14 protein-coding genes are annotated in these 14768 nt (G+C 66.7%); 7 read left to right on the top strand and 7 right to left on the bottom strand.

What is annotated here, in order from left to right:
- Positions 1 to 188: 188 nt before the first annotated feature.
- The 3 genes from BMZ45_RS17925 to BMZ45_RS17915 form a co-directional block, all read right to left on the bottom strand.
- Positions 189 to 710 carry a hypothetical protein gene (locus tag BMZ45_RS17925; RefSeq protein ID WP_139215567.1) on the bottom strand — a complete coding sequence of 174 codons (522 nt, stop codon included), beginning with the start codon at positions 708 to 710 and terminating at the stop codon, positions 189 to 191.
- Positions 711 to 723: 13 nt separating this feature from the next.
- Positions 724 to 1356 (bottom strand): hypothetical protein, encoded by a 633-nt coding sequence (locus BMZ45_RS17920; protein WP_091637901.1) that lies wholly within the window; start codon positions 1354 to 1356, stop codon positions 724 to 726.
- Positions 1357 to 1645: 289 nt separating this feature from the next.
- Entirely contained in the window at positions 1646 to 4114 is a 2469-nt protein-coding gene (locus tag BMZ45_RS17915) for a hypothetical protein (RefSeq protein ID WP_139215566.1), read from the bottom strand.
- A gap of 239 nt (positions 4115 to 4353) precedes the next feature.
- Between BMZ45_RS17915 and BMZ45_RS17910 the strand changes: the two genes are divergently transcribed.
- Positions 4354 to 4845: a hypothetical protein gene (locus tag BMZ45_RS17910; RefSeq protein WP_091637899.1), complete on the top strand. Its 492-nt coding sequence runs from the start codon at positions 4354 to 4356 to the stop codon at positions 4843 to 4845.
- A gap of 39 nt (positions 4846 to 4884) precedes the next feature.
- A complete protein-coding gene (locus BMZ45_RS17905; RefSeq protein ID WP_175489144.1) occupies positions 4885 to 6720 on the top strand; it encodes a HEAT repeat domain-containing protein in 1836 nt (611 codons plus the stop codon).
- A 2-nt stretch (positions 6721 to 6722) separates the two neighbouring features.
- Here the strand turns inward: BMZ45_RS17905 and BMZ45_RS17900 are convergent, their stop codons facing one another.
- Positions 6723 to 7517 carry an alpha/beta fold hydrolase gene (locus BMZ45_RS17900; protein ID WP_091637897.1) on the bottom strand — a complete coding sequence of 265 codons (795 nt, stop codon included), beginning with the start codon at positions 7515 to 7517 and terminating at the stop codon, positions 6723 to 6725.
- Between the two features lie 146 nt (positions 7518 to 7663).
- Here BMZ45_RS17900 and BMZ45_RS17895 point away from each other — a divergent pair, with 146 nt between their 5' ends.
- From BMZ45_RS17895 to BMZ45_RS17880, 4 genes are all read left to right on the top strand, one after another.
- Entirely contained in the window at positions 7664 to 8623 is a 960-nt protein-coding gene (locus BMZ45_RS17895; RefSeq protein WP_091637896.1) for a LysR family transcriptional regulator, read from the top strand.
- 202 nt (positions 8624 to 8825) lie between these two features.
- Positions 8826 to 9146: a hypothetical protein gene (locus BMZ45_RS17890; RefSeq protein ID WP_091637895.1), complete on the top strand. Its 321-nt coding sequence runs from the start codon at positions 8826 to 8828 to the stop codon at positions 9144 to 9146.
- Between the two features lie 59 nt (positions 9147 to 9205).
- Positions 9206 to 9718 (top strand): DUF1697 domain-containing protein, encoded by a 513-nt coding sequence (locus BMZ45_RS17885; RefSeq protein ID WP_091637894.1) that lies wholly within the window; start codon positions 9206 to 9208, stop codon positions 9716 to 9718.
- 97 nt (positions 9719 to 9815) lie between these two features.
- On the top strand, positions 9816 to 10649 hold the full coding sequence (locus BMZ45_RS17880; protein ID WP_091637893.1) for an arylamine N-acetyltransferase family protein: 834 nt from the start codon (positions 9816 to 9818) through the stop codon (positions 10647 to 10649).
- Positions 10650 to 10748: 99 nt separating this feature from the next.
- On the opposite strand, the gene BMZ45_RS17875 is transcribed toward BMZ45_RS17880, so the two are convergent.
- On the bottom strand, positions 10749 to 12266 hold the full coding sequence (locus tag BMZ45_RS17875; RefSeq protein WP_217643234.1) for a HEAT repeat domain-containing protein: 1518 nt from the start codon (positions 12264 to 12266) through the stop codon (positions 10749 to 10751).
- Positions 12267 to 12470: 204 nt separating this feature from the next.
- Here BMZ45_RS17875 and BMZ45_RS17870 point away from each other — a divergent pair, with 204 nt between their 5' ends.
- Positions 12471 to 13085 carry a dihydrofolate reductase family protein gene (locus BMZ45_RS17870; RefSeq protein WP_091637891.1) on the top strand — a complete coding sequence of 205 codons (615 nt, stop codon included), beginning with the start codon at positions 12471 to 12473 and terminating at the stop codon, positions 13083 to 13085.
- On the opposite strand, the gene BMZ45_RS17865 is transcribed toward BMZ45_RS17870, so the two are convergent.
- Together BMZ45_RS17865 and BMZ45_RS17860 are read right to left on the bottom strand one after the other, a co-directional pair.
- Positions 13074 to 13955 carry a tetratricopeptide repeat protein gene (locus BMZ45_RS17865; RefSeq protein ID WP_091637890.1) on the bottom strand — a complete coding sequence of 294 codons (882 nt, stop codon included), beginning with the start codon at positions 13953 to 13955 and terminating at the stop codon, positions 13074 to 13076. The two genes, BMZ45_RS17870 and BMZ45_RS17865, sit on opposite strands and share 12 nt — an antisense overlap.
- 165 nt (positions 13956 to 14120) lie before the next feature.
- A complete protein-coding gene (locus BMZ45_RS17860) occupies positions 14121 to 14588 on the bottom strand; it encodes an RcnB family protein (RefSeq protein WP_091637889.1) in 468 nt (155 codons plus the stop codon).
- Between the last annotated feature and the right edge of the window lie 180 nt (positions 14589 to 14768).

Genomic DNA, 14768 nt, shown 5'->3' with positions numbered 1-14768 from the left:
TAGCGAAACTACGGAGCGTTGCGCAACTGGCTCACGATCGCGGTTCGCGCCGCGCCTGCATGCGGCGTGCAGGAACGCTGCATCACCTTAGAGGGCGGCGATGCGAGTCGCGACCGTGTCGCTCCCGAAGTTGCGCTATCGCGGCTTACGCCGCTCCCACAGGAAGCGTCGCCAACGGGATGGCGCGGCTAGCGCGACGGCGAGCAGCGCTCCAGCAGCGGGGCGATCGCGTTCATGGCCTGTATGGAGCCCAGGCTCTGGAAGGACGTGGCGTCGAACAGTTTGGCCTGCACCCTCGACTTGATAAGCGGCAGGACTTCTTCCAGCTCGGCATCGCTGGCCGGATTCTGTTCGTCGCCCCAGCGACGGTACAGCGCGAACAGGCGCAGGCCTTCAGGGCTGGCGTAGAAGCGCTCCATCTCGGTCTGCTCATCCGCGCTCAAGGACTGCGCGATAATCTCCTGCATGGCGTCGACCACGGTGCTGGCAGGAATGCGCTCGATGCACGCGACTTCGTCGGGCTCGGCGTCATGCGTGCTGCGCACCATATTCTTGAGGTCGTCCACATAGGCCGAGGCCATGGCCTTGGCGGTAGCGGAGGCCGGTGGTGCGTTCGCCGCCCATGCGGGGGCGCTTAGTGCGAGCGAAAGCAATAGCAGGGACGCGCGTGGCATGGCATTCCATTTCGAGCGGTTGGAGGAGGCTGCCATTACGGCCGCGTCATCAGTTTGAAGGTGTCGGGCGGCGCTTGCGCGCCCGCTGGGCGGTGCGGTTGATGCGTTTCACCCAGGCGTCGCCCACTCGCACCGAGATGGCGAACTTGTCCTCATGCTCCACGCATAGGAAGGCGAGCCCCGCCATGATCGCGGCAAAGAACCCATAGATCCAACCCATGGCGGAACCGGGGCCAAGCTGCGCCGAGGTGTACGCGCCGCCCGCGGCGGCGAACATGGCCGCAAAATAACCCACTATCAGCACGATACTGGCGAACCGGCGCCTAGGCAGGGTGGCATGCCATCCCTGTCGCCAGGCGACTTTCTGGGTTGCGCTGTCGTAGATGAGCAGAGCCCATAGTGACGACAGATCCACCAGCGATTGGGCGCTGTCGGGACGGCTGAGCGCCAAACGGATCACCGGTGTGGGCAGGTAGGTGCCGAACACATGTCGCACTGCCATCTGCAGCCACAGCGCATCGCGTTCCCGGCCGTCGGACCAAAGCTCGAGAAACTCCTTTCGATGCTGACCGCGACGCCCATGCAGCCCGAACACTCCGCGCACCGCGTATAAGCCCAGAGCGACCACCACGCCGAAGATCAGGAAAGATCCACCTCCCGCCTTGATGACTTCCTCGAGCATGCGACCTCCTGTCGTGCCATGCGACATCTTTCACCGTCGCGCAGTCCCAGGCAAGAGCGGGATCGCCGACAAAAAAAGAGGGCGACTGCTGGGCGCCGTGGCGATGCCGGCGCGGCTCAGGTTGTTTCAGTGGTCCCCCCCATCGGCTCAGGGGCGACCACCCAGCTTCCTGTAGGAGCGGCGCAAGCCGCGACCGCGAAAGCGATGCGGCTGCGCCATCGCGACTCACGTCGCTCCCACAGACATCAAAAGCGGCGTCGCTCCAACAGAAGGAGCGACGCAACGGCGCTCAAAACACCTTATCCGGGTCCTTGATATAGGTCCCCGAAAACTCCAGACGGATATTCGCGATCGCCGCCTTCAGCTTGCCCAGGTCCAGCGTCTCGGTGTCGCCCGCTTCCACCTTCGGCGAGGACAGGATCCAATCGGTGTACAGCGTCGGCTCGGAGTACGAGGTGCGGAAGTCCTCGGCGATCGCGGCGCGTACGCGGATGCAGTCGAGGGCGGGGTCGGTGGGGACGTTGGCCAGGTCGTAGCGGAAGGTCAGATTCACCGGCGCGCCGTGGAAGTGGAAGTCCTGGGTCTGGCCGGCGACCAGTTTGCGGTCGTCGTAGGCGCCGCTGGTGCGTACGGTGAATTCGAGCTCGCCCTTCTTCGGGCGTTGGCCTTCGACCCATTCCACCCAGACGAAGATTTCGTTGACGCGCACGCGGCTGACGCGGCCCCAGGTGGACATCGGGCCGCGGCTGGGGGTGAAGCGTAGTTCCACGCGCTGGCCACCGAGCAAAGCCTCGCGCGTGCTGGCCGGCAGAGCGTACTTGCTCCGGGTGTAAGGCTGCGGCACTGGGCGAAAGCTGTCCAAGGCGCGCGCCTGCATCTTCTTCAGATCGGCGATGGCGACCAGATCGCCGGCCAGGTCGGCGATGCCGCGGTGATTGTCGCGCGGCGGCAGGGGATCGCTCAGCGCCCAGTAGCGGTAGGCCGCGTCGAACTGACCCAAGGCGACCAGCATCGAGCGCTGCACGGCGCGGTAGTTGCCCCATAGCACGATCATGGCCTGGCCGGACAGCATCTCTTCCTTCTTCAGGCCCTCTATCTCGCGGGCGACGGCGTCGTACTGGCGACGCGCGATCTCCGACTGCAGCTTGGCGCGCGCGATTTCCTGCGCCAGCGGCGGCAGCGCGGCCTGCGCGGTGGTCAGGGCGCGGCCGTAGATCACCAGGATCTTGAGTTCCTTCAGGTACTCCTCGGCGCCGCCGATGCCTTCCTTGATCGCCGGGGCCAGTTGGGTCTCGACTTCCACCCACAGCTGGTCCCAATAGGCGCCAGCGGACGGTGCGCCCTTGGCGTCGTCGGACAGGGATTCGCGGGTCAGCGCCGACAGGTCGTCGGCGAATTTCTTGGCGTTGTCGATCTTGTCGACCGCGGCGACGATGGCCAAGCACATCGTGACGACCTTCTCGATCGCCTTCCCGACCTTGACCAGGGTCTTCATGATCTCGGCCAGCTTGGCGGCCGTGCTGGCCACGTCGGCGGCCGCCTTGGCGGCGCCGGCCGCGCCGGCGGCGTTGCCGCCGAACATCGAGGCCACGCCGGACACGAACGAGAACACCGCGCCGACGATCGCGAACGCGGCTTCGCGTTCCTTGGCGGCCTTCCAGTCGTCCATGCCGCGCTTGAACTCGGCTTCGGCGCGACGCACGTTGCCGCTTTGCGGTTCGATCGAGTCCTGCGCGCGTTTGACGTTGGCGGTGGCCAGGCGCAGGTTCTCGGCCAGCTGCTGGCTCACCAGCTTCTGGAAGGAACCGGCATCGTCCTTTTCCCCCAACACCAACTTGGCGGCTTTCTTGCGCGCGTCCAGGTCGTAGCTGCGGTCGCTGAGGCGGGCGAAGGTGCCGGCGTAGGCCTGCAAGGCGGGCACGTGATCCTTGGCGATCTCGCCGTAGAACGATGCGCTCAGATACGGCACCTGTTCGGGATCGAAACGCACCGGGCGCAGCAGCTCCTGGGTGGAGCGACAGCCCAGCGACACGGTGTCCCAGCCGCTCTGGTTCGGCACCAGCGCCATCAGCCCTTCCATCCGCGACAGCAGCTCCAGCGCGAGCTCGCCCTTGCCTTCCATGCCCAGCGCCTGCGCGGCGAACAGCATGCGGTCCAGCATCGCGCTGCAGGCCGGCAGCGGCAGCGCGGTCAGGTTGATCGCTTCTTCGGTGAACGGCAGCGGTTTGGTTTCGTCCAGGGGATAGGTACTGACCACGACCTGCCGGGGCGTGAGTGGACTGGGCAGGTCGCGCTTGCCGCGGACCTCGTGCTGGCCCCAGCTGGAGTCGTTCCACTTCATCCAGCGCTCCACGCTGATCTTCTGAGTCGCCGGGCTCAGGCTGCCCACGTAGAAGCCCAGACGGAAGGTGATCTCCCAGCCGCGTTTTTCCAGCAGCAGCTGCGCGCCGGCCTCCAGGCGCCGTGCCATCACCACGATGTGCTCGAACTCGCGACACAGGATCGGCGCGTCGGCCGCGTGCTGCGCGGTAATGGTGTCGGCGAAGATCAGCAGGCGGTCTTCGTTCTCGCGTTCGGTCTTGATGCCGGCGACACGATGCAGCGCATCGTCCAGGCCCAGCCGCATGCCCACCACCAGCCACCAATTGCCGGCGCGGCTGACCCGCACCAACGGACCGGCGTGGTAGGGGTTGTCGATGATCGCGTCCCAATTGGGCTCGTCCGCACCCACGGCGGGGTCGGTCAATAGCGTAGACATGCAGCCTCCAGTGATATCCGCAAGAAACATCCGTGTTGCGGCGGGGGAGGCCAGGCCACGAGGTTCCGGGACGTGGACCGCAAGTGGGGCGAGTATAAGCGTCGGCGCGGCCGGCGCCAGGGCGGCACCATCCGCACCGGGGACGATTCGAAGGTGTGTTGAGCATTCGCTTGCCGCGATGGCGCGCAAGGCGCGCTTGCAGTAGCGTGGCGCTATGCCATTCCACAGGGGGAATCCGCATGGATGCTTACGGCAATCTGACCAGCGTCGACGAGTTCTTCGGCGCGACCATCCGTCTCATTTCGTATCTGGATCCGGACGTGGCGCTGGGCGTGTTCCCGCCCGATGCCGATTCGTTGGGAGCGCATTGCGTGCGCGTGTATCGGCTCTCTTCCGGCGACCCGAACCGGACCCGGCTCACCGCATATTCGGCCTCGCCCATCGCCTTCAGCCTGTCGCCCAGCGACGACCTCAGTCAGTATCTGACCTGGCAGACCGGGGCCAACGGCCTGATGCTGTTTCAGCCGATGCCCGACCCGGGCAACGGCGATCTGGTGTTCGCACCGCCCTTCAAGGTCGACTTCGTGCAGGACTGCTGGTTCGCCCTCAACAATTTCGATCGCGACTCGGTGGTCGACATCAGCGAATCCGGAACCGCCGAGGGCAACGCGATCATCTCGTTCCCGTGGAACGGCGGGGCGAATCAGATTTGGCGGGCGCAGACGGCGTAGGGCGGCGATTTCAACGGATAGGTGGAAGGTATGCGGAGCTTGTTCTTGCTGCTGATCTTGGCTTCGCCCATGCAGGCGCAGGCGCCGGCGCGCCAGACGGCGGCTCCGTGCGAGTCGCTCGATGCTTGTATCGCGCAGATGAAGGAACGCGCCGGACGTGCGGATAAGCGCCCCACGACTCTCTCGCTCGACGAGCAAGCGCTGCTGAAGCGCTTGCTGATCTTCGACGGTGCGGTGCCCGCTTTGGTCGAGATGCTTGCGGATCCCGATGAGCGGTTGGCCGATCTGGCCGCCAAGGGCTTACGTGACGCGGAGAGCATCGATCCCATATACCTGACTGAAGTGAAGGCCGGACTAGATCGAGGTCTTGATTGGTTGCCGCCGGCACTCGGCCGCATCGCGGACGATGAGGCCGCGGCCGAAGCCGTCGCGCGGTTTCTCGTTTCCGAGGGCGCGCCGGAAAATCAGGAGGCGTACGCCGTAGAGCTCTCGGGCCGGCGCGCCATCCCCTACATCGTGGACGCCGCCCGTTGCAGTAAAGCGTGCGGCGAACGCGACCATTACTACCTGGCTCACGTGCTCGCCGAAATGAAGCCGCATAGGGCTCTGGCGGCGCCAGGCCTGATGTCGATCGCCGAGGACGACACGAGTTCCGAGCAGGTCGCCAGCGGCGCCTTGCGCATGATCGCGGCCCTGCAAGCCGACGGATTCCCTCTGGAATCGCGGTTGCTGGCGCTGCGCGCACGAAAGCCGTTGCTCGTCGCCGAAGTGGACGAGGCGCTGGTGGGCATCGGTTCGACGCAGGCTGGGGCAACATTCGCGCGGCGATTGCGCGATGCGCCGGACATCAGCCTGTTGCGCGACCTGGCCAAGACGGGAGTCGCGGGGAATTCCGCGGGGCCGGCGCTACTGGAGTTGTTGAATCACCCCGATTGGGCCATTCGGATCGGCGCGGCGCGCGCGATCGGATATGTGGAGTATGCGGCCGGAGCGGATGCATTGATCCCGCTGCTCGAAGAACCCGGCGACGTTCGTCTGAACTGGGTTGCAGCGCAATCATTGGGCAGCCTACGGGCGCCTAACGCGACAATCGCGCTGCAGCGCGTCGCACAGACGCATTGGTTTCCACCCGTGCGTGACGCGGCTCGACAAGCGCTTTCGGGTGAGGGCCCCTCCGACGGGCGATCGACCGAAGGAGAGCGCAGCGACTTCACGTTCTCGGTTGCGTTCTACGAGTACGAGACCACCGCGAACGAGCTTGCCGCTTGCAAAAAGACGGCGATATCGGTGTTGAGGGAGCCGCGGGAAAGCAAGCTGCGCATCGACAATGACGCCAAGCAGCTGGCGAAGATGGGCTACGCCGCTACGGTGCTCAGTTATGGCGAGGCGGAGCCGATTCCTCAAGGTGCCGGAGCGCCCAAGGTCATCGAGTTGACCCCGAACAATATCGTCGAACACCGCAGTATCGTTTCGCAGGTGCCCAGCGTGGCGCTGCGCGTCGATGGAGGCTGGCTGGCGGGCTCCGATCGGGGCGAATGGGGTGGTGAGCTCGTGTTCCTGGGCGACGATGGGGTCAATCAGACGATCCTAGATGAGAACATCAAGGACATTTATAGGCTGGGGCCGCGCATCGTGGTGGTGACCGGGCTGGCGCACCTGATGATAAGCAATGGAATGCTCTACGAGCTGACCCGCGACGACGCCGGTAGATGGAAGGCGCGCCGATGGCGCAGCTTGCCTGGCGCGCCGCACACTTCCGGTCTTGCGTCGAGCGGCGAACTGCTGGTTTCAACGAGCGACCGAGTGCCCATCCTGGTGTCCAGCGATGGTGCCATGCGCATGGCGCCCTGCGCGACGTACGAGAAAGCTCGATAGACCTAGCGCGCCAGAAACGCCAGCACCGCCGCCACGAACTCGTCGTGAAACTCCACATTTGACAGATGCACGGCCGGCAGTGTCAGCAGCTTCGCATCCGGCACCGTCGCGGCGATCAGTTCGCCGTGGCTGGCCGCGGTGACAGGGTCGTACTGGCCCGCGATCACCAGGGTGGGGTTGGGGATCACCGCGATCGGGCGGCGCAGGTCGGCGTCGCGCACGGCGGCGTAGGCGCCGGCCAGGCCTTGGCGATCGGTGTTCAACAGCATGGTGCGGAACCGGTCGACGACGGGATCGTTCGCGTCGAGCAGGTGGCGCGGGAACCAGTTGGCCAGGAAGATCTCAGCGGTGTCGCGCATGTCCGGTGCCTCCAGCACGGCGGCGATGCGCTGGTCCCATTGCGGGGCCGGTCCCAGGTAGGACGAAGTGTTGGCCAGAATCAGCCGGTCGATGCGCTCCGGTGCGTGCACGCCCAGCCATTGGCCGACGTAGCCACCCAGCGACAAGCCGAGGAAATGCGCGCGTTCGATTGCCAGCGCATCCATCAGCTCCAGCACGTCGCGGCCCAGGCGGTCCAGCGAGTAGGCGCCGACCGGAACACCGGAACCGCCGTGGCCGCGCAGGTCGTAGCGCAGCATGCGGAAGCGCTGGGATAACGCAGGCACTTCGGCGTCCCACATGTGCAGGGTTGTGCCGATGGAGTTCGACAGCACCAGCACGGGCAGGGTGGGGTCGCCATCGAAGCGATAAGCGATGCGGGCGCCGTCGCCGGCGTCGAGGTATTCGGTGTGGCTCATGGTCTTGCTCTCCGGGTGGCGGTGGGGGCGCGGCTGCGAACCTGACGGTTTGCGTTGGGGCGGCGCTGGCCATGGAGAGCAGGCTAGTTGCGTGGGCTTCATCTTGATATTACAAAGTATGCAGAGTCTTTGTAAGAAAATCGGACATGGCCGAATTCACCCTGCACGACCTGCAATGCTTCGACGCGGTGGTCCGCGCGGGCGGTTTCCAGGCCGCGGCTGCAGCGCTGCATCGCTCGCATCCGGCCGTGTTCGCGGCGGTCGCCAAGCTGGAGCGCCAGTTGAGCCTGAGCCTGCTGGACCGCAGCGGTTATCGCGTGCGCCCGACCGAGGCCGGGCTGTCCTTCCATCGGCGCGCACAGACGCTGCTGCGCGAGCTCGACGGTCTGCGCACGCACGCGGCGCAGTTGGCCATGGGCGAGGAGAGCGAGCTGCACATGGTGATCGGCGACCTGTGCCCGCGGCCGCAGGCCCTGGGGCTGCTGGGACGTTTCTTCGCGCAGTGCCCGGCCACGCGCCTGCACCTGCATTTCGAGGCGGTCACCGGCCCTTGGGAACGCTTGTTCGATGGCGCGGCCGATCTGATCCTGCACCGCGTCGACAAGAGCGACCCGCGCCTGGAATGGTTGGATCTGGGCAAGGTGCCGATGGTGCCGGTGGTCGGCGCCGGGCTGCTGCCCGCGCCGCCCACGCCTGCGCTCACGCCCGAGCGCATGCGCGAGTACACCCAGTGCGTGATGCGCGATACCGCGCATCATTCGCCCTCGCGCGATTACTTCGTGATCGAGGGTGCGCCGCAGTGCACGGTCGGCGATCAGTTGATGAAGAAGGAGATCATCTTGCAGAACCTGGGCTGGGGGCATATGCCGCGCTTCCTGATCGAAGAGGAACTGCGCGACGGCCGCCTGCTGTCGATCGCCGGCCGGCATTTCCCGGGCCGGGTCGAGGAGTTGGTGGCGGCGCGACGGCGCGATCGTCCGCAGGGACCGGTTGCGCAGCGGCTGTGGGCGTACTTGCAGGCGCAGGCGCCGGCCTTGCGCGATGCGCTAGACGCGGCTGCATCCAAGGCCTCTGCCAAGCGGACTGTGGGGCGGCGTAGGGCCTGATCGCTGGGAGGCGGCCTGTACACAGATTTTGCGCCAATAGACGATGGCCCCAAACATCCGCGCTAGCGTCGCGCAGAGATCGTTCCACGTCTGGCGCTCGTGAATTTCAGTGGTGATCGCCAAATTCACGCGCAATGCGTTGACGCTCGTTCGAAAGCCCGGAAGACTGCGCACACACTAGCGACTATCCGGAGCGTGTGCGATGGATTGGCAGACGGCGGTACTCGGTGTTCTGGTGCTGATCAATCTGATCGCCACCGCGGCTGCGATGCGCAGCGGGACGCTGTCGGGCGGGCAGCGGCTGGTCCAGGTTGCGTTGATTTGGCTGCTGCCCCTGATCGGTGCGGTGATCAGCCTGGCCTTCGTATCGACCGAAGCGCGCGCAGTGCGCGATTCGATGTCGTCGCACCAGGCGGACCTGCATGCCGCGGATGGCGGGGCGACGATGGCGGGCACCTACTCGGACAATTGCTTCGGCGGCGGCGATGCCTGCGGCGGTGGCGACGGAGGCGGCGGCGACTGAGGTTCGGTCGGGCGGCGCGTCGGGCTTCCCGCGGGCGGTCGTTCCCGTAAGCTTCGCGCATGCCTACCTACATCGCCCTGCTCCGCGCCGTGAACGTCGGCGGCACCGGAAAACTGCCCATGGCCGAGTTGCGCGAGATGTGCGCCGCGGCCGGATTTCAAGACGTGCGCACCTATATCGCCAGCGGCAATGTGGTGTTCCGCACTGCCAAGGGAGCGGCCCAGGCCAAGCAGGCCTTGGAGGCGCGGCTGGCCGAGTATGCGGGCAAGCCGGTCGGGGTGGTGGTGCGTACCGGCGCGGACCTGGCGCGGGTGCTGGCCGGCAATCCGTACGCGCATGCGGCACCCAACCGGGTGGTGGCGATCTTCCTCGATGATCCGCCACCGGCCGACGCGCTGGACGCGGTGCGGCACCGTCGCGACGAGCAAATCGCCTTGGGCGAGCGCGAGATCTATGTGCACTACGGCGACGGCATGGCCGATTCCAAGCTGGTGATCCCGGCCGCGCGCGCAGGCACGGCGCGCAATATGAATACCGTCGCCAAGTTGATCGACATGGCGGGCGCGGACTGACGCTCGAACGCGGCGCGCCGATTGCGGATTCGTGCACTTGACCTCAAGCAGGGTTGAGGTCGTAGGGTGATCGCCTGACGAGAATCAGGCCCTGCCCATGTCGCAAGCATTGCAACATCTAGGTCTTTACCTGCAACGCCTCGGCTACGACGCTCCGCCAGCCCCCACGCTGGAGACGCTGCGCGAATTGCAGCGTCGTCACACCGCCACGTTCGCGTTCGAGACGCTGGCGACGTTCCTGGGCGAGCCGGTGCCGATCGATCTGGCGTCCCTGCAGCGCAAGGTCCTGCATGAGGGCCGCGGCGGCTACTGCTACGAACTCAATCGCCTGTTCCTGGCCCTGTTGCAAGACCTGGGTTTCACGGCACGCGGCCTGACCGCACGGGTGGTGATGGGCGGGCCGGAGGACGCTCCGACAGCGCGCACGCATATGTTCGTGCTGGCGACGCTGGACGGCCTGGAGTACCTGGCCGACGTGGGCTTCGGCGGCATGGTGCCGACGGCGCCGTTGCGCCTGGATACGCAGGCGCCGCAGTCGACCCCGCACGAGGACTATCGCCTGGTGCGGATCGACGGCGGCTACGCGCTGCGCGCGAAGGTGGGCGAGGAGTGGCGTCCGATGTACGTCTTCGATCTGACGCCCGCGCAGGAGGCCGACTATGTGGTGGGCAATTGGTACGTATCCACGCATCCGGAGTCGCCGTTCAGAGGGCGCATGTTCGCCGCGCGCACCGGCGGCGGCATCCGCAAGACCCTGAGCGACGGCAGCTACGCCGTCCATCGCCTGGGCCAGCCGAGCCAGCGGCGCGAACTCGCGGATGCCGATGAGGTGATGGCGGTGCTGCGGGATGAGTTGGGAATCCGTATCGCGGACGATACGACCTTGCGCGCGGCGATCGTGAGGCGGTTGGTGGAGCGGGAGGCCTCCTGACTTTGGGTGGCGCGTCGCAGGCGAGGTGTCGCGGTCGCGACTTGCGGCGCTCCTACAGAATGTCGGCACGGGAGAGCGTCCCGGAAGGCGCGTCCGCGGCTAGGCGTACTTCATGGCGTGCACGATCGTCGCGCGTTGGCCGATCTCCAGTCCGTAAATTTCGTCCAGTAGCGTCTCCAGCTCGGAGCGCAGCGTCGCGGGCAGATGGGTTGCATTGCCGGAGCGCGCAGCGACCCAGTTGGCGACCTCATGCCTGAGCGCAAGCGACTCCGGCGACCGCTTCCACGACTGCAACAGCGCAGACAGTGCTTGCCAGCGGTCGAGGAGGCGCGTGGCTTGCGCGAGTGTCGCGCGAGTAGCTTCGTCTGATGCGGTATGAAGCGCGGTATTCAGCGTTTCCGCATTCAACGCGCCGGGCAAGCGCTGGTAGAGCGCCAGAGCTTGTCGTCGTACCTTGGCCGAGTGATCGCGCAGGGCGGCGGGTAGCCGGTCCAGCGCCTCAGGCGTCCCGGTGCGTACCAAGGCTCGCAACGCGACGGCACGCACGGCGCCCGCGCGATGCTGCAACCAGGGGAGTAGTCGGGCGGCGTCTTCGGGCTGGCCGTGGTCGGCCAAGGCCTGCAGCGCCGCTCGGGCCTGCGCGGCCGACCCGTTTTCCAGGGCCGCGCGCCACAACGGCAGCGGGTCCACGCCGTGGCGGTTGCGCAGCAGGTAGGTTGCGGCGCCGCGCGGCGCCGCCGCCGAATCGAGTATGCGTTGCTCCAGCAGCGCGCGGGTGTCGGCCTGTTCGGCGTGCAGCATGCGAACCGCCTGGGCGCGGATCCGGGCTTGCGGATGCAGCAGTCCTGCCCTGGCCAAGCCGTGATGCAGGAGGGCGGGTAGCCGCGGCGCCACGGCATCCAATGCCCAACGCGCGTTAGCGGGATCGATGTCGGTGATGGCATACAGGCCGAGTTCGTGCGCGCGGTCGGGCTCCGCGTCCAGGGTATAGGCGTAGGCCAGCGCCCGCGCACGGGCGTCGCCGCTGGAGATCACGCGCCAACGCGTGGCGGAGGCGGTTCGCCGCAGGGCTGGCTCGATCAGTTCGGGCCAGGCCCGCGCCTGTATGCGCTGGCGGCCTCGCAGGGACAAGAGCAGTCCGCCCAGCTCGAACAGGGGCTCCGAGCCTTCGCGATCGACGATGTCCGTCAACAGCGCCATGGCCTCATCGCGCACTTGCGGTACCCAGTCGTCGCAACGGATCAGCGCCAGCGCCGTGGCCAGGCGGCCGGGGTGTTTACGCATGGTTTGCAGGGCGCGTTGGCGCAGGCGGCCGTCGCGATCGCAGCCCTGAATGAACAATTGCGCGGCGAACTCGCGAAACTCCGGCGTCGCTTGCGCCGAGAGACGCTCGTACTCGGACAGATGCGTGCGAACCGACTGGTCCAGTATCAAATAGCGATGGGAGGGCAGGTTTTGCAGGCGCTCGGCAGCCCGGTGGGGCGGTACCCGCCTGCCGCCGGAGTGCGCCAATGCCTGGGCCATGCGTTCCTGCGTGGGCGTGAAAAGCGCCTCCGGCGCTGGGAGCGGGGCCGACGTGCGTTTGCCGAACCAACGGTCCAACCATAGGCCGATCATGGTGCGCATCCGGGTGCGCGGGCGGTTGAGCGACTCATGATGATTCCCGGTAAGTCTGGTGGCTTGGCTTTTTCGCGCCAGCATACGGCAGCCGGCCATGGTCTCCGATCGCGTTGCGGCAAACCGTTGCGGGTCCGCGGCACGGTCATGTCGATTCCGGCCCTCCCGCTTCGTCGCTCTCATACACCCCAACGGAGCCGAGCCATGCGCAAAATCATCGCCGCCTTGCAACTGTCGCTGGACGGTCACATCGAGGGCCCGCAAGGCGAGTTGGACTGGGTGGATTCCTGGGAGGACCGCTTCGGCGTGTGCGAGCAGGTCGACACCTGCTTGCTCGGCGGCGCCATGTACCCCGGCTACGAGGGCTATTGGAGCGCGATCCAGGCCGATCCGACCGGCGTGCTGGAATTCACCGGTCGGCCGCCGACCTCGCAGGAGGTCGCCTATGCGCGTTTCGCCGCGGTGACCGACCACGTCGTGCTGTCGCGCAGCCTGCGCCATGCGGCCTGGCCGCGGACCCGCATCGTGCGCGACCTGGCGGCCATCCGCGCGCTGAAGTCGTTGCCGGGACGCGACATGCATGCCGTGGGCGGTGCGGCCTTCGTCGCCAGCCTGATCAACGCCGGGCTGGTCGACGAGTTGCGGCTGATCGTGAACCCGATCCTGTTGGGGCCGGGCAAGCGCCTGTTCGGCGACGTGACTGGGCGTCACGCGCTGCGCCTGCTGGATGTCGCAGTGCTGACGGGTGGCGCGGTGCGTATGGATTACGCGCTGCGGCCAGGGACCGATGAGCCGCTCGCGACGACTCTACTGCCCTAGGGGCGCACAGATGTCGCAACTGTAGTCGCCGCCTCCACCCTTGCGCGCGGATCGGGCGATGGTCTTGCGGATGTAGGCCAGTCGTTCACGCATCAGCGCGTCGCGCGGAGCGCCGTAGTCCACGGACAGGTCGTAGAGCGCGGCGGCGTTCTCCAGCGGGCCGCCGGCCAGGTTCAAGGTCGCCCAGTCATGCATCAGGTTGGCGACGACCGGATCGGGCGCAGGGACGAACTGGACGCGCTCGCGCAGCTGATAGCTCAGCGAGCGTTCCAGTTGCCAGGGTTTCACCGGCTTGCCGTCGTTGCCGGCGGGCATCGCCGTGGGCAGCGCGGGTGCCGCGTTGGCCTCGAAACGAATCCCGGCGATGGAACGGCCCTGCAGGTAGTCCGGTTGCCGCGCCGCGGCGATCTTGGCTTCGAGGATGCGTGCGTGCAGCCACTCCGAACGCAGGTGTTCGTCCACGTTGCGCTGGATGCCCAGTTTGATCCAGCGCAGCGCGACCTGGTCCTGGCCAGCGAGCTCGAGCGCGGTGCCCAGGTTGGCGGCGGTTTCGTGGTGGCCCGGGTAGCGGCGCTCCAGGCTGAGGAAATGGCGGATCGCCAACGGGTACTGCCCCTGATAGATCAGCAGCACGCCCAGGTTGGTCAGGGATTGGAAGCTAGGCTGCTTGCGCGCCTCGGCGATCGTCTCGGGCGCGCGCTCCAGGGCGTGTTTGCGCCCGGAGCGCTCGCGCATCGGCTCGGTCAGTCCATCGCCCAGATACCACAGCGCGTCGAAGCGCCGGCCGTCGCGGTCGGTGCCGACTTCATTGATGCAGGCGTGCGCGGTGGGTACCAGTGCGAGCAGTGCGGCGGCGAGCAGGACTCTCATCGGCGGCCTTCCCCTGACGGCGATCGGATGTGTTCGCAGCATAAGGCAGGACGCCGCGATCGGTTTTGCGTCGACATCCGTGCCAGGCCAGACCCGAAAACGAAGAATCCCGCCGTAGCGGGATTCTTCGTGGAGCTGACGGGCGGCGCGAGCGCCGCTCGGGCCTCAATGATGCAGCAGCACGTCGGCGATGATGCCGGTGGCGACCGCGATCAGGATCATGCGGCCGTCGTCCATGCGCACCCAACGGTGGCCGCGCGGCGGCGGTGCCAGGTGGTAACGCGGGTAGTCGTCGATGTAGTAGCGCGGCTGCATGTAGACCACGTCGATGCGCTGACCGCGGCGGTAATCCTTATGCCAGCCGTTGTGACGGCCCGGTGGATGATTGCGGCCGTCGTAGCTGTAGTAGTAGCGGCTGTCGTAGCGGTCGTAACCGCGATGGTCGCGGTCGCGGCGGTCGTAGCTGCGGCGGTCGTCGCGATCGTCGTCGCGGTCGCGCCGATCGTGACGGTCGTCGCGGTCCCGGTCGTGATGCTTGTCGTGACCATGGCCCTTGCCGCGGCCGTCGGCCATCGCCGGCGAGGCGGCCAGGACGGTCAGCGCGAGCGCGGTAGCCAGCAAAATGCGTTTCATGCGGATTCTCCCGGTGTTCGTATGGCGTGGATCGCCATCCGTTGTAGTCGCATTGGGTCGTCGATGCAGCTGCATCATCAACGAAACGCGACTGGCGTCGAGAGTCCCGCGCGTTCGTGTTTAAGCTTCCTTTAACCCGGGAGGGAACGTCGGCGCGGCCTTGCGCCGACGTAACCGGTT

This window comes from Lysobacter sp. cf310 (assembly GCF_900114355.1).
Taxonomy (GTDB): domain Bacteria; phylum Pseudomonadota; class Gammaproteobacteria; order Xanthomonadales; family Xanthomonadaceae; genus Lysobacter.
This window is presented reverse-complemented; position numbering and strand designations above follow the sequence as displayed.